Source organism: Falsibacillus pallidus, from assembly GCF_003350505.1.
Lineage (GTDB): Bacteria > Bacillota > Bacilli > Bacillales > DSM-25281 > Falsibacillus > Falsibacillus pallidus.
Map to the genome: position 1 here is coordinate 22929 of NZ_QQAY01000003.1, position 19380 is coordinate 42308.

A 19380-nucleotide genomic window follows, 5' to 3' on the forward strand; every position below is an offset into this window, starting at 1 on the left:
AGTGGACATTTTTATCACACCTGTTCTTATTTATTTGCTGTCATTTTTTTATGAATAATGCTTCCGATCCAACGTGCTGACAAGTTGAAAATCAGTACAGCGATAATCAGTACCGCAGATGCACCTGCCGAAATTTCTTTTGCATCAGGAATCAATCCTTGTGTATTCACTGCCCAAATATGAACAGCCAATGTTTCTGCCGGCCTGAAAATATTCAATGGCGAAATTGGCGAGAATGGATTCCAATCCATGTAGTTCAATCTTGGTGTTGAAAGACCTGCTGTGAAAAGTAAGGCTGCAGCTTCTCCAAATACCCGCCCTGATGCCAGAATGGCTCCTGTCAAAATGGAAGGAAACGCAGAAGGAAGCAATACTTTCTTAATCGTATGCCAATGTGTGATTCCAAGCGCAAGGCTTGCCTCTTTTAAATCATTAGGAAGATTCCTGATGGCGTCTTCGCTCACACGCACCATGACAGGAAGATTGAATACAGTAAGGGCTAACGCTCCTCCGATAATTGTATATCCCCAGCCTGTTAAATTAACAAACATCAATAAACCAAACATCCCGATGACAATGGATGGGAGTGAAGCAAGGACTTCAATGCATGAGCGAATCGTATTTGTCACTCTCCCCGGTTTTGCATATTCAGCCATATAAATTCCTCCGCCTAAACCAAGCGGAACGGTAATGATCATTGTGATGACTAAAATATAAATCGAGTTGAATAACTGATCACGAATCCCGCCTCCTGCGCGGATGGAGCTTGAAGGCGATGTGATGAAACTCCATGATATATGTGAAACTCCGTTGACTAATATATATCCGAATAAACTTGCCAGGATGGTAATGATAATGACTGCAATGAGTCCGAATACCCCTGTGGCAATGCGATCTGCAACTTTGCTGTTCATTATAATTTCCTCCTTGACGCCAGGTAGCGAATGAGCAGAATGAAGCCAAATGACATGATCAACAGAATCAAGCCCATGGACCATAGCGTGTTATTCTCAACACTTCCATATGTGGTATTACCCATATTTAGAGTGATGATTGTCGTTAACGTTGCTGCTGTATCCAAGATACTCGTTGGGAGATCGCGTGAATTTCCGATGACCATTTGAACAGCCAATGCTTCTCCAAACGCTCTTGCCATCCCAAGGACAATGGCGGTCAACAATGATGGAAGTGCAGCTGGAATCAATACTTTTTTGATTGTCTGCCATCTTGTAGCGCCTAAGGCAAGGGATCCTTCTCTAAGGTTTTTAGGCAATGTTGCCATGGCATCTGTAGCAATCGTCGTGACTGTCGGAAGGATCATGACGGAAAGGACGATGGTGCCGGACAAGAGTCCAAATCCTAAACCTCCAATATGGCTGCGAACAAATGGCACTAATACTGTAAGTCCTATGAATCCATAAACGACTGAAGGAATACCGACTAAAAGCTCTACTATTGGCTGCAGTATTTTTCTTCCCCAGGAAGGTGCGATTTCAGTCATGAATATCGCTGCGCCAATTCCGAGAGGAGCTGCAATGATTGCTGACAGGACAGTGACAGCAAAGGATCCAACAATAAACGTTAGAGCACCATATTCGGGATTCTCTTTCAAAGGATTCCAATCGGAACTGGTTAAGAATTCAATTGGATTTACACCATTTTTAAAAAATGCCTGCAATCCTTTTGTGCCTAAGAAAATCGTGATGGCAATCGTTGCTGCAATCATGATGACAGCACATAGGGTCACTAGCATTCTTCCTCTGAATTCCCCGTTCATTTTCGTCTTACTCGATTTTAGTAATCGTTTAGAAGCAGGAACCGTTTTTTCCATTATTATTACACCCCTAATACAACATTAGATTCTGAATAGGGACTACAACAAACTCCCTCCCTATTACAATGATCTGAAATAAACTCATGCATAAACATAGATGGAGGGTAAATGCTTGCAGCATTTACCCACACCTTTTTTATCAACTTTTGTCAATGATTATTTGTTGCTCATTTTCCCTTCAGCATCACGTTCTACCTTCATTTTAGAAGCAGGAATGTAGCCTTGGTCTGGAACTAAGCTTTCTTGCACATCTTTGCTCATCATATAATCGATGAATGCTTTGGCAAGACCGTCAGCTTTTCCTTTAGTGTAAGAATGCTCGTATGCCCAGATTGGGAATTTACCGTTTTGAACATTTTCATCAGTCGGTTCTACACCATCAATGGATAGTGGAGTTGCTTGGTCACCTTTTAGGTAAGAGAAAGCAAGATATCCGATTGCACCGTCAGTTTCGTTGATAATCTTTAATACTGTATTGTTTGCATCTTCAGTGATTCCTTCTGCAGGAGTCGCTCCATCCAATGCGTATTTAACGAATGTAGCACGAGTACCGGATGAATCAGGACGGTTTACAAGAACGATTTTTTGATCTTTTCCGCCAAGATCTTTCCAGTTAGTGATTTTTCCTGTGAATACTTTGATTAGATCTTCTTTTGAAATATTTTTAATGCCTACTTTAGGGTTGACTGCTGCAGTCATACCAACAACTGCTACTTTATGATCTTCCAATTTGTCAGCTGGAATTCCATCCTTCTCTTCAGCAAATACATCAGAGTTTCCGATTTGTACAGATCCTTCTGCTACTTGAGAAAGTCCTGTTCCAGATCCGCCGGCATTTACTTGAACATCAACACTTGGATTATCATTCATGAATTCTTCAGCTGCTGCTGCAACCAATGGCTGCATAGCAGAAGAACCGGAAATCACTAATGAACCTGATAATTCTTTTCCGTCTTTACCGCCTGATGCTCCATCTTTAGCTCCGCCGCATGCTGCTGCAAAAACTGCTACCATTGCAACGGTTAAAATCAATCCGAGTTTTTTAAGGTTTTTCATTCCTTTATTCCCCCTAAGGCTGTGGTTGTTTTGTCCTACATGACTAAGATTAAACGACGACTATTAACTTGGTTTTAACTGAATGTTAAGCTTTTGTAAATTCGACAAAAACTTAATCCTGCTTATTTTTTCCCATAATAAAAAAACATCCGGCATTTGCCGGATGTCAATTAGTCGAATCGTTTTGCGGGGCACCACTGTCATTCTCTTTTCTTGCTTTCGCTTGCCCTTTTTCAACTTCATCAATATTTTCTACCTTTTGAATGGAGGTTGCTTTATCCAATCCTTTTTCCTGACGCTCTTTTTTAATATCAAAATAAGCATCAAGAATCTTTTTGCCGATATTCGTATTGGTCCTCGGGTTTTTTGGATCATCTTGATATGCCCATGGAACCACTACAGAGAAGGCGACTTCAGGATGGTCATTCGGTGCATATCCTGCAAGTGTCAAGTTCCACGTCATCGGAACATCTTTTCCTGCTTTAACAAAATCCTGGCGTTTTGGTCCATCATACAAGCCTTCCGCCGTTCCTGTTTTGGCAGCTGGCTTATAGTTTGTCGGATGGGAAGAAACAGTTCCTGCGTAAAAAGCAGAATAAGCTGTACCGCCCTGTTCCTGTGCCACTAATCTAAATCCTTCTTTGACACGGTCGATCCAGCTTGGCTTCATATCAAGCCTGTTAAGAACCTTAGGCTCAACTTCTTCAACGATTGGACCCATTTCACCGGATTTTTCAACCGGTTCCCTGATTTCCTTCACAATATGGGGCTGCATTCTATAGCCGCCATTTGCAATGGTAGAGATATATTGCGCCAATTGTAAAGGAGTATAAGTATCGAACTGGCCGATGGCAAAGTCAAGAAGAAGTCCAGGTGCCTGTGTATATCCTTCATAGCCTACCTGTTCTCCCGGGAGATCGATTCCCGTTCTCGAACCCAGTCCAAATTGTTTAAAGCTGTTTCTCATCGTGTCAAAGGCATCCATATTGATATGAAGAGGCTCATTTGGCCTATAGACGCCTCCCCCGATTTTAATCGCTGTTTTGAACATGTACACGTTGGATGAAAATTTCAGTGCCTGCAGATCATTGATCAAACCGAAGTTCTTATAGGAGCTTTTCTCTTTCGTTCCTTTAATTAATAATGGTTCATCGAAAATTTTCTGCCCAGGCTCCAATGCACCTGTTCTGTAGCCTGTCAAAACAGTCGCTCCTTTGACAGCGGATCCCATGGCATAGGATGTCGTGAAATTCCCAAGAGAAAAGTCATTCAGAACTGGCTTTTTCGTCTTTTCATCTATTTCATATTGTTTTCCGGCCATGGCCAATATTTCACCTGTATACGGATCCATCATGGTGACAAATGCCCGATCAAGCAGCTCATGTCCCGGGGTTGATTTTGCCTTCATCAATTCTTCTTCAATGATTTGCTCCACACGTTTTTGAAGTTCGATATCGATGGATAAAACTAGATCCTTCCCTCTTTGGCCTTCTGTAATCGTCTCGGTGTCAATCACATTTCCTTCTTTATCCGTGACATTCTTCACTTTGGCTTTTGTTCCTTGGAGGACATCTTCATACTGCTGTTCGATATAGCTCGTCCCAACCCTGTCATTACGGCTGTATCCCCGGGCTACATAGTAATCAGCAAGCTCTCTCGGAAGTCCTTGGTCTGAATTTGACACTTTCCCAAGTATTGATTTCAAAGTTGTCCCATAAGCATAGTAGCGGTCCCAGTCCGTCGTTATATCAACTCCCGGCAGAGAACTCAAATGTTCACTTACTACCGCGAACTCTTTAGGTGTCACACCTTTATTTTTGATGATTTGAGGAACCAGGTTATATCCGCTGATCATTTCCCTGTAGATGGCAAGAATCTCCAAATCATCTTTAGAAAGGGATTTTAATTCTTTTTCCGTTATTCGATCGAGCTGGAGCTGATAAAGCTCCTTATCATCGATTTGTTTATTCTGATATTTTTGACGCTCTGCAGCTGTGATTTTCTTCTCTGCCTGTTTAGGATGTTTAAGAATCCAATAATCCTTTTTTTCCCTTTCTGTCACTTTATCTGCAGGCTTATCAATAATCTTGGCCAATTTTTTCGCAACATCTAATTCTTCTTCCTGTGTCGTCGATTGTGTCCTCGTATATGTAATAGCATTTAATGGGGTATTATCGACAACAGCCTTCCCATTTGTATCGAATATCTTTCCTCTCGGTACAGATGTATCGACAGTTACATCTTCTGTCCGTTGGATTTCTCGTTTAAAGTCTTCACCAAACACAATCTGGACAACACCCAGTCTTAAGATCAATGCGGAAAACAGCAAAAAGACAACAAAAAACAACACATTCATCCGAAAAGGAACATGTGTCTTTTTCTTCTTTTTCGTTTTTTTCAATCTATACAATCCTTCCTTCGTTAAAGATACAAGGGTCTTCTCCTCATTGTAAAAGAAACATGGAGGTTTTTCTATAGTCGAAAGGTTCTTTTACTCTGCATATATCTAGCAAATTAGGTATTTTCCATCCATTTTTAAAAAGGCGGCCATCATCCAAAGCTATCATTACTGGCAATGTCCGCCAAGAATTGCATTAAGTCCTGGGAGAAGGAAGTGGTTCATCAAGATGAATTCTCCTTATAAACAAATAGATGCAAGCATGCCCCGCCCCAAGAACGGCAAGGAGAATCGGGATGCTCTTTGCTTCATCAAATTGCGTGACAGCAATAATGAACATTAAAATGGATGTAATTCTTCCTCCATTTAAAAACAGTTCCCTGACTACGATATACTCGATCCGCATTTCAGCTGCTTTCCACCCTCTGCCGATGACGTCGTAAGTAGTTGAAATATAAGGTACGAGCAGCATCGGATAAGCAATCGCAATCGTTCCTGCATATAAAAGAAGCCTTGGGTAGGTCACATCGAAAATGATGAGGAAAATCGCTCCATACAAGATCAGCCCGCCTAGCATAATTGCCCGTTTCCTGTATTGCTTTTTGATGATTCGGGATGCAGCATAATAAGCAATGAAGGAAACCCCGGAATTAATCAATCCAAAAGTACCAAGGGCAAATTCACTTTTTGTCGTAATGAAAACAAAGACTGAGATGATAAATAAGAAGGTACCTTCCCGCAGTCCTTGGAAAAAGTGGGCACTCGTAATCAAACTCCAATTTTTATTGTATTTTCTTTCTTCCAGGATTCTCTTGAACAAGTATTTACCTTCTGATGGGCGTCTTCTTAGTGAAAAACTCAAGACCACCGCCAGCGAAAAAAGAAACAAGGATATGCCAAAAACAATTGTATACCCCTTATAAGATATAAACCTTGATATGATCGCCCCAGCGAGTACAGGTCCGATCATCCCTCCAGCGGAAGTCAATGTCCCTAAAAACCCATTAAAGAAATCCCTTGTTTCCGGTTCTGTTATCTCAAAAGTCAAGACATTGAATGCAAGCCAGTAAAACCCATATCCAACACCTAAAAGGGCCCCAAGCACAAATAAATAATGAGCCGCATGCTCGCCTACCAAAAGCACTACGATGTAAAATATGGCCAAAAAAATGACTCCGATCCTCAGTACGATCACCCGATCAATCTTCTTGGCCCATCTCCCCGCCAAGATAAAAGTCAGGGGCTGAAAAATGACGATGCTTAAATTATATATCCCTAAATCCACAAACTCTCCAGTCTGCTTCCACAAATATATATTCACAAATGTATTTGATAAAGAAATACTCAAGGAGTAAATGCCGCCTATCAAAATAAGCAGCGTCAAATCCTTGGTCAATTCCACTTCACCGGTCCATCTAAATTTTTTACTCATAAAAAAACTCCCCTTTTTCTTCAAACTTAGGGTTTGAAAGAACAAGGTCCCTTATTCAATGACAGGAGAATTGACAAAAATAGGGAACTACCAAAAGTGCAAGCGCCTTGATCAGCCCCGACCAGCGTAAGACGGAACTCGAAGGAAATCCTGATTTCCGTAGAGGTGCGGCTTATGACCTCGAGGGGCTAGGCGCTGGAGCTGGACGTATATTAACTTCCTTCAAATTTAAACACAAGGTAAGCAACATTTTTTTAGTTCCTAAACGATAAAAAAGCTGCCCGCCAATTGCTTGACGGACAGCCGTTATTCATTTAATGGAATTACTTCGCTGCTGCGAAACGCTTGTTCACTTCATCCCAATTAACAACATTCCAGAATGCTGAGATGTAGTCAGGACGACGGTTTTGGTAGTTCAAGTAGTAAGCATGCTCCCAAACGTCCAAACCTAATACAGGAGTTTTGCCTTCCATCAATGGAGAGTCTTGGTTAGGTGTGCTAGTCACTTCCAACTCGCCATTGTTCACAACAAGCCAAGCCCAGCCAGAACCGAAACGGCCAGCTGCTGCAGCTGCAAATTCTTCTTGGAATTTGTCGTAGCTGCCGAATTTGCTGTTGATAGCTTCAGCAATCTCACCAGTTGGAGCGCCTCCGCCATTTGGAGAAAGGATCGTCCAGAATAATGAATGGTTTGCATGTCCGCCTCCGTTGTTGCGAACAGCAGTGCGTGCGCTTTCAGGAACAGCATCAAGGTTGGAAACAAGGTCCTCGATAGATTTGCTTAATAGCTCATCATGTCCATTTAATGCATCATTCAATTTTGTTACATAAGTATTGTGATGCTTTGTGTGGTGAATGTTCATTGTTTCTTTGTCAATGTGAGGCTCTAATGCGTCATAAGCATAAGGTAATTGCGGTAGTTCGTATGCCATGAATAATTCCTCCCTTTATGTAGTCGTATTTTTTATCCGAATAAACATTCGGCTGTTTCATCATAAGATTACCAAAGTTGGATGAAACGTTCAAATAAAATGCACAGCCGAAGTCATTTTTAGTTTGCTAAAAAAAGAATCCATTATTCATTAGCTTACTTGGAAGAAGAAATAAATAATCATGACAGCTTGGATAATTCCTTTTGTGAAAACACTGCTGATAAAACCAATCAAAGAGCCAAGGCCGATTTTCAAGGATTGTTTAAATGAAGTCTTATTGACAATCAATTCCCCAAGGACAGCACCAATAAAAGGTCCTATGATGATACCGGCAACCGGAATCACAAACGGGCCTGCTATCATCCCGATCGTACTGCCCCAAATCCCTGCTTTTGTCCCTCCGTATTTTTTTATGCCGATCATATTTGCCAAATAATCCGCTCCAAACAGCAAAATGACAAATAAAATCTGTACGGACCAGAACAGCCATGAAAAATCCTTAAAGGAAAAGAACAAACCGTACAAAATATATCCTCCTAAGATAAACAGGACACTTGGGATGACAGGATAAACCAGTCCAATGAACGATATGATGAACAAAATGATGATGATTCCCCAATAAAACCAATCCATGTATTCAGCCCCTCCTAAAACGATAAACAATTCATTTAATAGCATCATACATGAAAAGCTTCTATTTAGAAAATCCTTGCTAGTTAATCCTTCCAGATAATAAAATAAAATAGAGATTATCAAAGGATGTGTCATATTTGAATATTTTTAAGCAATTCGTCAAAAGCCTTTACTCACCAAAGGATATTGCAAAATTTCGTTTCCAGGGAATCGGGAAAACGATTCTGTACATATTTTTGCTGATGCTCATTTCAGTCATCCCTGTGGCTTATCATTTTACTTCCATGACTCTTGCAGGGCTTGAAGCAGGACAAAATACGTTAACAAAAGATCTGCCTGATTTCAAGATTGACGGAGGACAGCTTCAGTCCGATTCCTCCAAGCCTGTATTTGTAAAAAAAGACGGCATGACCATCGTATTGGATTCAACCGGAACGGTAACAGATCAAGAATTGAAAGAAAAAGAAAATGCTATCGGATTATTACAAACTGAAGCTGTAATTACTGCCAATGGGAAAGTCCAAAAGTATCCGTACTCCACTTTTAACGGACTCCATATCACAAACAAAGATATTTCCAGCTTCTTAAAAAGTTTCAAAGACAATATCTGGATCATCTTGCCGGTCTTGTTCCTTATCTATTATTTATTTGTCAGTGCCGTCGGATTCATTAAGGTTTCCATCTTCGCACTTATCGGAACGGTTCTTGCGGGAATCCAGTCCAAGAAATTGCCATATAGGCAGAGCTATAGAATCACTGCTTACGCCATCACGTTACCGACTGTCTTCTTCGCATTGATGGACCTGTTGAAGACAGCTGTCCCGCTTGGAGCAGTATTAGACTGGGCAGTGATTATGATTATGCTGACCCTTGTCATCAAAGAAATGCCAAAGCCAAAAGTCAAGTAGCCAATGGCGCCATGCAACTTTCAGCATGGCGCTTTTTATATAAATCGCTTCCTCATCCAACTCCATCCGCTCCATCCATAATTCCTGAACCTGAAAACTGCGTAAAGTACTATAGATAGGACTGAAATTAAAAATGTGTAAAGAAACATTTTATGTTCGCTCGTTATCCATGCACCATATACGATCGGTCCCAAGGCGACCCCGAGAAACCGGGCTGTCCCATATAGGCTGACTACAAGTCCCCTTTCTCCATCATCCACACTGGAGGTAATGATTAAATTCAATGATGGGAGGATGAAGCCAAGACCGCTAAATGCCACTGTCAAAAAGAAAAGCAGTGCCGAGAACGAAGGAAATAGAAGGATGCACCCAAACATAAGAAACTGAACGGTTGTTCCCAACAATAAAAATGGACTTTTTTTGTCAGGATTGCTCTTTAATTCATTTCCCGTCCAATAGGAGGTCAATGTCAGCGCCCCTAAAGGAAACATAAATGAAAATCCTTTAAAGAACCCGTCAATATGATAGGTATCCTGAATATGGTATGAAAGGAAATAAAGCAGGCCAAATAATAAAAACAGTCCGATTCCCCCCAATAAAAATAATGGAATAAGGATTGCCGCTTTCCGGATAAAGACACTTTTTAGCTTGCCGGCATATTCCTTCATGCTTTCGAGCTCTTTTCCAGAGGCATGTGTTTTAATGTTTTTTCTTATCCCCCAATAGGAGAGCCCTCCAATGACTGGGAATACCCAAAAGACTGCTCCCCAGGAAATCATCGCTGCGGCTGCACCGATAATGGGGGCTGCGACTTTTCCGACCCCGTTGTAGACTTCAAGGATTCCTAACGATTCCGCTCTTTCCCCACCTGTGAATAAGTCTCCTGCCAAAGCCATCGCCAATGGGGTGGTCCCGGCTGCCCCTGCTCCTTGAATGAATCGCCCAGCCAATAAAACCTGAAGCCCATATCCAGGAAAATAAGCAGATGCGGCACAAATCACACTCCCTGTGATGATGAGCCACAAAGATATGGCAATCATTCTCTTCCTTCCATATCTGTCGGATAAAAAACCTGCAAATGGGATGATGATAGCTGCCGGGAAGCTGAATAAACTCAAAACAAGGCTTCCTTGCCCCGCCGTTAAATTCAATCCGCGTTCAATAGCAGGAAGAATCGGAATCAACATCGAATTACCTAATACCATAAGAAATGGCAGCAGCCCAATAAAAAACGTCAATTTCTTTAATCTGCTCATAATTTAAAATCACCTTTATCTCATTATTGAGGGGGACAAGCATATCTATATAGCAAGTGAAGCACAGGAGGATTATAAGAATGAAGAAACTATTGTCTTTGTTCATTTTCATTATTCTTGTCTATAGTGTTTATTATGATATTAAAATCGGTACTTTACCCACTGTTTCTGCCGTCTCTGTAAATCGGCCGATTCAACAGGCGGACGCTCCTGTGAAAAAAGATCCCAATCAACCGGAAGTAAAAGAAGTGCGGGTGAATGCAGGAGATACTGTACTTACCATCGTCGAACAGCTGCACAACGGCCCCATCCCAGTCTCCATAGACCAGCTCATCAAAGACTTCACTGAATTGAACAACGGCATCAAGCCGGAATCCATTCAAATCGGAAAAGTATATTCTTTTCCTGTCTATCCCTGACCTAAGCTATTTTCGCATCCAATTTCTTGTCAATCACTGCATCTCACTGTTACAATAAGTTCGGAGAAAGATTATGTAAGATTATTTGAAATCAATAAAAGGAGCGAATTACCTTTGGGTGAAATAATACATCGTTCAAAAACGCGTCCCGTCAAGGTTGGTAATTTAACCATTGGCGGAAACAACGAATTAATTATACAAAGTATGACGACAACGAAAACACATGATGTAGAAGCAACAGTTGCCGAAATAAATAGGCTTGAGGAAGCCGGCTGCCAAATTGTCCGTGTAGCCTGCCCGGATGAACGTGCTGCGGATGCAATCGCTGAAATCAAAAAGCGAATCAATATCCCGCTTGTCGTAGACATTCATTTTGATTATAAGCTGGCTCTTAAAGCCATAGAAGGCGGCGCAGATAAAATCCGCATCAATCCCGGAAACATCGGACGCCGAGAAAAAGTAGAGGCTGTTGTAAAAGCAGCAAAAGAAAAAGGAATTCCTATCCGAATCGGTGTAAATGCTGGAAGCCTTGAAAAGAAAATCCTGGAGAAATACGGCTATCCTACAGCAGATGGAATGGTGGAAAGCGCCTTGCATCATATCAAGATCCTCGAAGATCTTGATTTCCATGATATCATCGTTTCAATGAAAGCTTCCGATGTCAACTTGGCTATCGAAGCATATACAAAAGCGGCACAGGCGTTTGACTATCCTCTTCATTTAGGTATTACAGAATCAGGGACGCTTTTTGCAGGAACCGTTAAGAGTGCTGCCGGACTCGGGGCCATCTTAAGCCTTGGGATCGGGAACACACTTCGCATCTCACTCAGTGCAGATCCTGTTGAAGAAGTAAAAGTTGCCCGCGAACTCTTGAAATCATTCGGTTTAGCTTCTAATGCGGCAACATTGATTTCCTGTCCGACATGCGGAAGGATCGAAATCGATTTGATCAGCATCGCAAATGAAGTGGAAGAATACATCCAAAAGATCAAAGCCCCGATTAAAGTGGCTGTTCTTGGATGTGCGGTAAACGGACCAGGTGAAGCCCGTGAAGCAGATATCGGCATCGCCGGTGCAAGAGGCGAAGGCCTCCTCTTCCGTAAAGGTAAGATCGTAAGAAAAGTTCCTGAAGAAACCATGGTTGAAGAACTAAAAAAAGAAATCGATCAAATTGCAGAAGAATACTATAAAAAGCAAGAAGAAGAAGAACAACAGGAAACACAACAAGCATAGAAAAGCGGAGCCGGACATAAAAAAACTGCCACCAAGGCGCATGCAAATTAAAATGCATGCGCTTTTTGGTGTACAGTTAATAGCCCTAATATGAAAAAGCTCCTTGCCTTAGAAAAATGGCAAAACGAACATTCCGATAATAATGGAAACGGCCCCGATTCCGATGGCCCAGCTTCCAATTGCATCTGAACCTTTCCTTCTGGCTATGAATCCAAGGATCACCCCTGCCGCTCCCAATAAAACAGGAAGTACGAATAAAGATATAATCGATAAGGCGAGTCCAGAATAGGCCATTACCCTTCCACCTGAAGACTCATCCCTGTCATCATCATAGTCCAAACCGCGGCGCAGTGAAACTGGAGCAGCTATTTCAGCAGCTGTTTCTTCGCGATAATCAGCATCAAAATCTCTTTTGATGTCTTCTGTATCTTCACCTTCAAGATAGTCGGAGCGATAATCACGGTCCTCATTATCGACATATTCCCCGCCGACTTTCAAATCAGGGTCAATGCTATCTACATGTCGTCGTTCCTCTTCCATGACAAATCCCCTCACTTTCAATTGTAGGAGCCTTCTTATTTTGTTCATGGATCATTGTTTTAGTATGTAAATGTTTAACACACCGTGTATTTTTGGGAATTTTTTATATTATTATTTAAAATATGATACACTTTAAAAGGATTAAATAATGAGGAGTTTTTCAAATGACAAAACGTTTTGGAATAGATATCGACGGTACGGTAACCTCTCCTGAAACACTTATCCCCTACATCAACAAGCAATTTGATTTGCAGTTGACTTTATCGGATATCACAAAATATGAATTGACAGAAGTCCTTGATATTTCGGCTGAGACTTTTTCAGATTGGTTTTCCCGTGCAGAACCAGCAATTTATGCAGAGTCGCCATTGGCTCATGGAGCAAAAGAAACCTTGAAGAAATGGAGCAGGGAATTTGAACTTTATTTCATCTCTGCCAGAGGTTCCCACCTCCTTGATGTAACCAAGTCATGGTTCCATGATAATGATCTTGATTATCATCATATTGAATTGATCGGTTCCCATAATAAAATCAAGACTGCCAAATTTTACGATGTCGATATTTTCTTTGAAGATAAACATGACAATGCAGTTGAAATCCATGAAGAATTGAACATTCCAGTTATTTTGTTTGATACACCTTACAACCAGGATCCCATTCCTTCAGGAGTCATCCGTGTGAAGAACTGGGAAGAAGCTCGAGCGTGGGTTTCCGAGTGGCTAAAATCTGACGTGAAAATTTAATGGAAACCGTAAATATAAAAACCGCCCCGCCGGAGTCAAGCCAGCGAGGCGGTTTTTATATTTGACAATCGGGACATTTCCCGTAAATTTCAAACTTGTGCCCTGAAATTTCAAATCCATCAAGAAGTGGATGAACGTCAGGCATTGGACAGCTTTTTATTTCCTTTGTCTTCCCGCAATCTAAACAGATAAAATGATGGTGGTGATGATCCACTCCGCAAGACAGCCGAAAATGCATTTCACCAGAGAGCTCAGTATCCTCAAGTATCCCCAGTTCCGCAAAGAGTGAAAGGTTTCGATAAATGGTATCAAAGCTCAATCCAGGGAACTCTGTTTTCATCTGCTCCAAGACATCTTTTGCCGTTAAATATTTATCCTTCTTTGAAAAAAGAGTCAGCATGAATTCTCTCTTATCCGTCAGCTTATACCCTTTACCCTTCAATAATTCCATTGCTTCAGGTACCCTCACTTCCAGTCACCTCATTTCTGCTTGATCTGATTCCGATTCTTTTTGACAGCTATACTTATCAATAAAATGATAATCGAAATGACCACAATCGTCCCGCCTGGTGCAAGGTTTAAATAAAACGCACTGAACAGGCCGCCAACGACTGAGATTTCACCAAATAGGATGGAATAAAAGATCGTCTGCTTAAAGCCGTTCGCAATCCTGATGCTCGCCGCAACCGGGAGCGTCATCAAAGAGGAAACAAGCAGAATCCCAACTATTCTCATGGACACAGCAATCACAAGCGCCACCATGACAATGAAGACGAAATGGATAGCCTTTGCAGGGATTCCCGATGCCTTGGCATGCTCTTCATCGAAAGAAAGGAGAAACAATTCCTTGTACAGCAATATAATGGCAGCAGCCACTGCGATGCTGATGCCTGCCACGATCCATAGGTCGCTCCTGCTCACTGCACTTACACTTCCAAACAAATAGCTGAAAAGGTCCGTATTGAACCCGTTGGCAAGTGAAATAAATATAACCCCTATTCCAATCCCGCCGGATAGGATGATTGGAATTGCGAGTTCCTGGTAATGTTTATAAACGCTCCGCAGCCGTTCAATGAATACAGATCCCCCTACCGAAAATACCATCCCCATATAAAGGGGGTTCACATTTGCGAAAAGAGCTGTCTGTTTGCTTAAAAACAGGCTTGCCGCTATTCCAGCAAGCGTTACATGACTAAGGGCATCAGCGATCAAAGAGAGCCTCCTGACCACAATGAATGCACCCAGTAATGGAGCAATGATTCCAATGATCATCCCTGTCAGAAATGCATTCTGTAAAAATTCATAATGAAAAATGGCACTAAACAATTTGTTCACCTTCTGATTAATGGGAATGCTGATGTTCAAGCATTTGAACATCATGCCCATAAAATTGTGATAAATCAGACCTGCTTCTTCTTTCAAATTCATCTGCATCCCCATGGAAATGCAGGTGCTTATTCAGGCATGCAACATGAGTCACTTTGCTGCTGATCGTTCCGATATCATGAGTGACTAACACAAGAGTAATGCCTAAATCGCTGTTAAGGCGGTCAAGCATCTCATAAAAAGATTGAACGTTCTTTGCATCAACGCCGACAGTCGGTTCATCCAATATCAGAATGTCAGGGCTGCTCACAATGGCCCGTGCTATAAAAACACGCTGCTGCTGACCACCTGAAAGCTCGCCGATATTTCTATTAAGATAATCCTGCATACCCACAGATTCCAATGCTTTTATGATTACATTTCGATCTGTTTTACGAAGAAATTTAAATAATCCTATTTTCTTGGTCAATCCACTGGATACCACTTCAAATACCGTCGCCGGGAAACCTGAATTGAAGGAGTTGGCTTTTTGAGAAACAAACCCAATCCGCTCCCACTGCGAAAATTTGGATATCTTTTCCCCAAAGATCTTCACGTCACCGTGTTGAGGCTTCAAAATCCCAAGTAATATTTTCAGCAAGGTGGATTTTCCCGATCCATTCGGTCCTACGAGCCCTAAAAAAGAACCTTCGGGAACCGTAAGATTGATATCTTCAAGAACGAGATCCCTCTCATACCCGAAACTGACATCATTTATTTCAATTACATTGTTTGTCATTTTACTCACATCCTTGAATAAGAATGATTCCGATTTAAAAACCATTTATGAAGTATACAGGAAAGCAGCGCGAATGTAAACAAAAAGGAATGGACGCTGCCCCCTATTGTGAGTGCAGCACCCATTCCTTTTAATGGATGGCAGATTTGAACTTTGCTCCTTTTGTTTCCTGCGTATTCATGATTGTGATGAATGCATCCCTATCAATATCTGCAACCACACCCTTCAGTTTGGTAACTTCCAGCCTTGTGACCACCACATAAATAACATCTTTTTCATTATCGGTGAAGCCGCCTTTGCCTTTAAGCTTCGTGGTTCCACGACCCATGCGGTCAAGGATGGCTTCAGAAACCTCTTCATAATAGTCTGAGACTATTATGACTGCCTTTGTCTCATCAAGCCCCTGTATCACCGTGTCAATCGTTTTAAAGGCAATATAATAGGTCATGACGGAATACATCGCTTCTTCTATGCCGAATACAAAGGCAGCCCATCCGAAAATAAACACATTGAGGAACATTACAAATTCCCCAACCGAAAATGGCAATTTCTTTGTAAGAATGATGCCCAATATTTCCGTTCCGTCCATGGAACCACCGTTTCTGATGACGATTCCTACACCGGCGCCTAATAATAGTCCGCCAAAGACGGTTGCCAAAATGGGTTCAGTAACAAAAGGACTTACATGATGAAGCATTTCTTCTATGACGGCAAGTGAAATGATCGCAAAGACCGATGAAATCATAAACGTCTTCCCAATCTGCTTGTATCCTGAATACATAAATGGCAGGTTGAGGACAACCACTAATGTACCAAAGTTAATGATGGGAAAATCATTCGAAAATAAGAAACTCAATATCAAAGATATACCGATGATCCCGCCATCTATTATCCTGTTGGGGACCAAAAATAATTCAATGGCCGCTGCAGCCATGCCAGATCCGATGATAATAAAGATGAATCTAATGATTAAGTGGCCTAAACTTTCTTTCCTATGTATTTTTTTTACTTTCGTTTCCTCCATTGTTTCTCCTTTCGAACATTTATTAAAAACAGGATCACTCTTTTTATCATATGTAAGAACACCCGTTTTTTTTCGTCACATTTTCTTTCCTTCCGTCATATGTATCTGTAGAGGAGTGATGTGCGATGAAATTGCTGCAAAATGTAGTGAATCACAAGATCAATACAGTTACGCCTGAAGAACTGCTGAAGTACGCTAAACAGTACAATGTCCAGATTAATCAAAATCAAGCTGAGAAAATTGCTAATCATATTAGGGGGAAAAATATTAACATTTTCGATGATGCCCAACGTTCCAAGCTGGTGAGGGATGTAGCCAAAATAGCAGGACCAAGCGTAGCAAAAGAGCTGAATGCCCTTTTTATTCAATTTACCTCTTAATTGAAAGCGGAAGCGCCTTGGTAAGCCCTGACCAGCATAAGACGGAACTCGAAGGAAATCCTGATTTCCGTAGAGTTAGGGCTTATGACTCGAGGGGCTAGGCGCTGGAGCTGGATTTGGATTTGGGTATAGAAAAAAGCTGGGATTCCAGCTTTTTTCTACTTTTATTTTATTATTGAGCAAGGATTTTTTCAAGCAAGTCGCTTTCGAATGCTTGCTTCTTCAGCATTTCTATCTCGAATTTATATGGCGGCTTTTTATTCTTCTTATCTTCCCCGACATAAGGCGTTTCCAGGATTTTAGGTACGTCCTTAAGCTGTGGATGGTGAACGATATAATTTAATGCCTCAAAACCGATATGGCCAAAGCCGATATTGGCATGACGGTCTTTTCTGGCGCCGGTTGGGTTCTTGCTGTCATTTACATGGAGTACTTTAATTCGGTCTAAACCGACAACCTTATCGAATTCGTTCAGTACTCCATCAAAATCATTGACGATATCATAGCCTGCATCGTGTGTGTGGCAAGTATCGAAACAGACAGAAAGCTTTTCGTTCAAATGGACCCCATCAATGATCTGAGCCAATTCCTCAAAGGACCTTCCGCATTCCGAGCCTTTTCCTGCCATGGTTTCAAGGGCAATCTGCACCTCTTGTTCCTTTACAAGCACTTCATTAAGCCCTTCAATGATTCTCTTTATTCCCTCTTCACTTCCAGCACCTACGTGAGCTCCTGGGTGAAGGACAATTTGCTTGGCTCCGAGGGCATGCGTACGTTCAATCTCAGAGCGCAAAAAATTGACGCCAAGTTCAAACGTGTCCGGGTTTGTGGTATTCCCGATATTGATGATATAAGGGGCATGAACCACAATATCCTCTATGCCGTTTTCTTTCATATGCTCTAGTCCAGCTTCTATATTCAAGTCCTCAATTTTTTTCCTTCTTGTATTCTGAGGGGCTCCTGTATAAATCATAAATGTATTCGCTCCGTAGGAAACAGCTTCTTCACTTGCTGCGAGAAGCATTTTCTTTCCGCTCATGGATACATGGGAACCAATTTTAAGCATTGCTAAAACACTCTCCCTATTACTTTTTCTTATTTAAACGGCGCTCTCTCTTCTTCATAGTATCGATTTGGCGCTGCATCTTTTTCTTATACCCCGGCTTGACCTTAGAAGGCTTCTTAATAAGTCCTCTTGCTTTTTTCTCAAAGTCATCCGTTTGTTTCACGCGTTTTTTACGTCTGTTTCGATCCGAGATCTCGACCCATTCTTTTCCTTGAAGATCCAATGTAATGAATTCAATACCCATTTTTTCAAGCTTATTCAATGCATCTTCATCCGTTTGTGAATATATCGTTGCTGCAACTCCTGATAGACCTGCACGCGCAGTCCGGCCTGAACGGTGAACGTAAAAATCAAGATCGCTTGGAAGTTCGTAGTTCACCACATGGCTTACACCTTCAATGTCGATTCCGCGTGCAGCTAGATCGGTTGCGACGATATATTGAAACTCAAGATTGGTGATTTGCTTCATCATCTTCTTCCGGTCCCTTGGGGATAGATCTCCATGAATCCTTCCAACCTTAAGACCTTTCTCAATCAGTGCATCTGCTACATAATCTGCGTTTGCTTTTGTATTTGTAAACACAATTGCTAAATATGAATTGTAAGAGATAAGCATATCGTGGAGGAGATTGATTTTTTTGCGGCTTTTCAAAGGAACAAGGACATGCTGAATTTTTTCTGCAGAAAGCTGTTTAGGCTGTACATGCTGATAGCTTGGATTTTCGAGATATTTTTTCAAAAACGGTTTCAGCTTTTCTGGAATGGTGGCAGAAAAAACAAGCATCTGCAGTTTTTCAGGCATTCTTGAAGCTACTTGATCAACCTCATGAATGAATCCCATGTCCAGCATAAGGTCCGCTTCATCCACGATAAGCATTTCAGCAGAGTGGACAAATAATGCATTTTCTTTCACAAGATCATTGATTCTTCCGGCAGTCCCTACCACAATATGAGGCTGGTTTTTAAGTTTATCGATTGTTCTTTGTTTATCCGTCCCTCCAATAAAACATCTGGCAGTGATGGGTTCTTCGGAAAATTTAGTGATCTTTAAGACTTCTTTATAGATTTGATTGGCCAATTCTCTTGTGGGAGCTGTTATGACCGCCTGTACTTCGTTTCTTTCAGGATCGATTTTCTGTAAAATCGGCAATAGATAAGCATGTGTCTTACCTGTCCCGGTTTGGGATTGGCCGATTGAACTCTCTCCTTTAATGATTGCAGGAATCATTTTTTCCTGTATCTCTGTGGGCTTCTTAAAGCCTAGTTCTTGTATTGCTGTATTAATAAATGGCTTGAAACTAAAATGTTCAAATTGATTATTAGCCATTGTGTCACTCCTTTTTTGTCGAAACGTGATAAAAGTCCATCTTGTAATTATAATAAACATTCATCAAAACTTCCACTTAATATGAGAAATTGCGG

Annotated in this window: 20 protein-coding genes; 5 read left to right on the top strand and 15 right to left on the bottom strand. The window is 41.4% G+C overall.

The annotated features are described in order from the left end of the window. Positions 1 to 26: 26 nt before the first annotated feature. From pstA to DFR59_RS06715, 7 genes are all read right to left on the bottom strand, one after another. Positions 27 to 914, bottom strand: coding sequence for a phosphate ABC transporter permease PstA (gene pstA, locus DFR59_RS06685; protein ID WP_114744870.1), 888 nt, complete (start codon positions 912 to 914; stop codon positions 27 to 29). Next, the gene (pstC, locus tag DFR59_RS06690; protein ID WP_425454703.1) at positions 914 to 1777 is read right to left on the bottom strand and encodes a phosphate ABC transporter permease subunit PstC; all 864 of its coding nucleotides are present in this window, start codon (positions 1775 to 1777) and stop codon (positions 914 to 916) included. Before pstC ends, pstA begins: the two co-directional genes overlap by 1 nt. Before the next feature lie 213 nt (positions 1778 to 1990). Further along, a complete protein-coding gene (locus DFR59_RS06695; protein ID WP_114744872.1) occupies positions 1991 to 2890 on the bottom strand; it encodes a phosphate ABC transporter substrate-binding protein in 900 nt (299 codons plus the stop codon). Positions 2891 to 3056: 166 nt separating this feature from the next. Next, complete coding sequence (locus DFR59_RS06700) at positions 3057 to 5246, bottom strand: peptidoglycan D,D-transpeptidase FtsI family protein (protein ID WP_114745249.1); 2190 nt, start codon at positions 5244 to 5246, stop codon at positions 3057 to 3059. A 238-nt stretch (positions 5247 to 5484) separates the two neighbouring features. After that, on the bottom strand, positions 5485 to 6720 hold the full coding sequence (locus tag DFR59_RS06705) for an MFS transporter (protein ID WP_114744873.1): 1236 nt from the start codon (positions 6718 to 6720) through the stop codon (positions 5485 to 5487). A gap of 323 nt (positions 6721 to 7043) precedes the next feature. Beyond that, the gene (gene sodA / locus DFR59_RS06710; RefSeq protein WP_114744874.1) at positions 7044 to 7652 is read right to left on the bottom strand and encodes a superoxide dismutase SodA; all 609 of its coding nucleotides are present in this window, start codon (positions 7650 to 7652) and stop codon (positions 7044 to 7046) included. A 150-nt stretch (positions 7653 to 7802) separates the two neighbouring features. After that, on the bottom strand, positions 7803 to 8285 hold the full coding sequence (locus tag DFR59_RS06715) for a DUF456 domain-containing protein (protein WP_114744875.1): 483 nt from the start codon (positions 8283 to 8285) through the stop codon (positions 7803 to 7805). Positions 8286 to 8413: 128 nt separating this feature from the next. Here DFR59_RS06715 and DFR59_RS06720 point away from each other — a divergent pair, with 128 nt between their 5' ends. Beyond that, positions 8414 to 9193, top strand: coding sequence for a DUF1189 domain-containing protein (locus DFR59_RS06720; protein WP_245948404.1), 780 nt, complete (start codon positions 8414 to 8416; stop codon positions 9191 to 9193). A gap of 35 nt (positions 9194 to 9228) precedes the next feature. On the opposite strand, the gene DFR59_RS06725 is transcribed toward DFR59_RS06720, so the two are convergent. Continuing rightward, on the bottom strand, positions 9229 to 10449 hold the full coding sequence (locus tag DFR59_RS06725; RefSeq protein ID WP_114744877.1) for an MFS transporter: 1221 nt from the start codon (positions 10447 to 10449) through the stop codon (positions 9229 to 9231). Between the two features lie 80 nt (positions 10450 to 10529). Here DFR59_RS06725 and DFR59_RS06730 point away from each other — a divergent pair, with 80 nt between their 5' ends. Together DFR59_RS06730 and ispG are read left to right on the top strand one after the other, a co-directional pair. Beyond that, positions 10530 to 10868, top strand: coding sequence for a hypothetical protein (locus tag DFR59_RS06730; RefSeq protein ID WP_114744878.1), 339 nt, complete (start codon positions 10530 to 10532; stop codon positions 10866 to 10868). 114 nt (positions 10869 to 10982) lie between these two features. Continuing rightward, positions 10983 to 12101 (top strand): flavodoxin-dependent (E)-4-hydroxy-3-methylbut-2-enyl-diphosphate synthase, encoded by a 1119-nt coding sequence (gene ispG, locus DFR59_RS06735; protein ID WP_114744879.1) that lies wholly within the window; start codon positions 10983 to 10985, stop codon positions 12099 to 12101. Positions 12102 to 12209: 108 nt separating this feature from the next. On the opposite strand, the gene DFR59_RS06740 is transcribed toward ispG, so the two are convergent. Then, complete coding sequence (locus tag DFR59_RS06740; protein ID WP_245948405.1) at positions 12210 to 12641, bottom strand: DUF4190 domain-containing protein; 432 nt, start codon at positions 12639 to 12641, stop codon at positions 12210 to 12212. A 164-nt stretch (positions 12642 to 12805) separates the two neighbouring features. Here DFR59_RS06740 and DFR59_RS06745 point away from each other — a divergent pair, with 164 nt between their 5' ends. Then, entirely contained in the window at positions 12806 to 13384 is a 579-nt protein-coding gene (locus tag DFR59_RS06745) for a hypothetical protein (RefSeq protein ID WP_114744880.1), read from the top strand. A gap of 55 nt (positions 13385 to 13439) precedes the next feature. Here the strand turns inward: DFR59_RS06745 and DFR59_RS06750 are convergent, their stop codons facing one another. From DFR59_RS06750 to DFR59_RS06765, 4 genes are all read right to left on the bottom strand, one after another. After that, positions 13440 to 13853, bottom strand: coding sequence for a Fur family transcriptional regulator (locus tag DFR59_RS06750; protein ID WP_114744881.1), 414 nt, complete (start codon positions 13851 to 13853; stop codon positions 13440 to 13442). 11 nt (positions 13854 to 13864) lie between these two features. Beyond that, positions 13865 to 14710 (bottom strand): metal ABC transporter permease, encoded by an 846-nt coding sequence (locus tag DFR59_RS06755; RefSeq protein ID WP_281269346.1) that lies wholly within the window; start codon positions 14708 to 14710, stop codon positions 13865 to 13867. A gap of 16 nt (positions 14711 to 14726) precedes the next feature. Further along, positions 14727 to 15488 carry a metal ABC transporter ATP-binding protein gene (locus tag DFR59_RS06760; protein WP_114744882.1) on the bottom strand — a complete coding sequence of 254 codons (762 nt, stop codon included), beginning with the start codon at positions 15486 to 15488 and terminating at the stop codon, positions 14727 to 14729. Positions 15489 to 15618: 130 nt separating this feature from the next. Next, complete coding sequence (locus tag DFR59_RS06765) at positions 15619 to 16512, bottom strand: YitT family protein (RefSeq protein ID WP_114744883.1); 894 nt, start codon at positions 16510 to 16512, stop codon at positions 15619 to 15621. Positions 16513 to 16637: 125 nt separating this feature from the next. On the opposite strand from DFR59_RS06765, the gene DFR59_RS06770 reads away from it, so the two are divergent. Continuing rightward, the gene (locus tag DFR59_RS06770) at positions 16638 to 16892 is read left to right on the top strand and encodes a DUF2624 domain-containing protein (protein ID WP_114744884.1); all 255 of its coding nucleotides are present in this window, start codon (positions 16638 to 16640) and stop codon (positions 16890 to 16892) included. A gap of 172 nt (positions 16893 to 17064) precedes the next feature. Here DFR59_RS06770 and DFR59_RS06775 read toward each other — a convergent pair whose 3' ends face one another. Continuing rightward, positions 17065 to 17958, bottom strand: coding sequence for a deoxyribonuclease IV (locus DFR59_RS06775; RefSeq protein WP_114744885.1), 894 nt, complete (start codon positions 17956 to 17958; stop codon positions 17065 to 17067). A 19-nt stretch (positions 17959 to 17977) separates the two neighbouring features. After that, complete coding sequence (locus DFR59_RS06780; RefSeq protein WP_114744886.1) at positions 17978 to 19285, bottom strand: DEAD/DEAH box helicase; 1308 nt, start codon at positions 19283 to 19285, stop codon at positions 17978 to 17980. Between the last annotated feature and the right edge of the window lie 95 nt (positions 19286 to 19380).

What these genes read in the sequence shown, in the direction of transcription:
- pstA (WP_114744870.1), bottom strand. Translation starts at nt 914, where the DNA reads ATGAACAGCAAAGTTGCAGATCGCATTGCCACAGGGGTATTCGGACTC.
- pstC (WP_425454703.1), bottom strand. Translation starts at nt 1,777, where the DNA reads ATGAACGGGGAATTCAGAGGAAGAATGCTAGTGACCCTATGTGCTGTC.
- DFR59_RS06695 (WP_114744872.1), bottom strand. Translation starts at nt 2,890, where the DNA reads ATGAAAAACCTTAAAAAACTCGGATTGATTTTAACCGTTGCAATGGTA.
- DFR59_RS06700 (WP_114745249.1), bottom strand. Translation starts at nt 5,246, where the DNA reads ATGAATGTGTTGTTTTTTGTTGTCTTTTTGCTGTTTTCCGCATTGATC.
- DFR59_RS06705 (WP_114744873.1), bottom strand. Translation starts at nt 6,720, where the DNA reads ATGAGTAAAAAATTTAGATGGACCGGTGAAGTGGAATTGACCAAGGAT.
- sodA (WP_114744874.1), bottom strand. Translation starts at nt 7,652, where the DNA reads ATGGCATACGAACTACCGCAATTACCTTATGCTTATGACGCATTAGAG.
- DFR59_RS06715 (WP_114744875.1), bottom strand. Translation starts at nt 8,285, where the DNA reads ATGGATTGGTTTTATTGGGGAATCATCATCATTTTGTTCATCATATCG.
- DFR59_RS06725 (WP_114744877.1), bottom strand. Translation starts at nt 10,449, where the DNA reads ATGAGCAGATTAAAGAAATTGACGTTTTTTATTGGGCTGCTGCCATTT.
- DFR59_RS06730 (WP_114744878.1), top strand. Translation starts at nt 10,530, where the DNA reads ATGAAGAAACTATTGTCTTTGTTCATTTTCATTATTCTTGTCTATAGT.
- DFR59_RS06740 (WP_245948405.1), bottom strand. Translation starts at nt 12,641, where the DNA reads ATGGAAGAGGAACGACGACATGTAGATAGCATTGACCCTGATTTGAAA.
- DFR59_RS06745 (WP_114744880.1), top strand. Translation starts at nt 12,806, where the DNA reads ATGACAAAACGTTTTGGAATAGATATCGACGGTACGGTAACCTCTCCT.
- DFR59_RS06760 (WP_114744882.1), bottom strand. Translation starts at nt 15,488, where the DNA reads ATGACAAACAATGTAATTGAAATAAATGATGTCAGTTTCGGGTATGAG.
- DFR59_RS06765 (WP_114744883.1), bottom strand. Translation starts at nt 16,512, where the DNA reads ATGGAGGAAACGAAAGTAAAAAAAATACATAGGAAAGAAAGTTTAGGC.
- DFR59_RS06770 (WP_114744884.1), top strand. Translation starts at nt 16,638, where the DNA reads ATGAAATTGCTGCAAAATGTAGTGAATCACAAGATCAATACAGTTACG.
- DFR59_RS06775 (WP_114744885.1), bottom strand. Translation starts at nt 17,958, where the DNA reads ATGCTTAAAATTGGTTCCCATGTATCCATGAGCGGAAAGAAAATGCTT.
- DFR59_RS06780 (WP_114744886.1), bottom strand. Translation starts at nt 19,285, where the DNA reads ATGGCTAATAATCAATTTGAACATTTTAGTTTCAAGCCATTTATTAAT.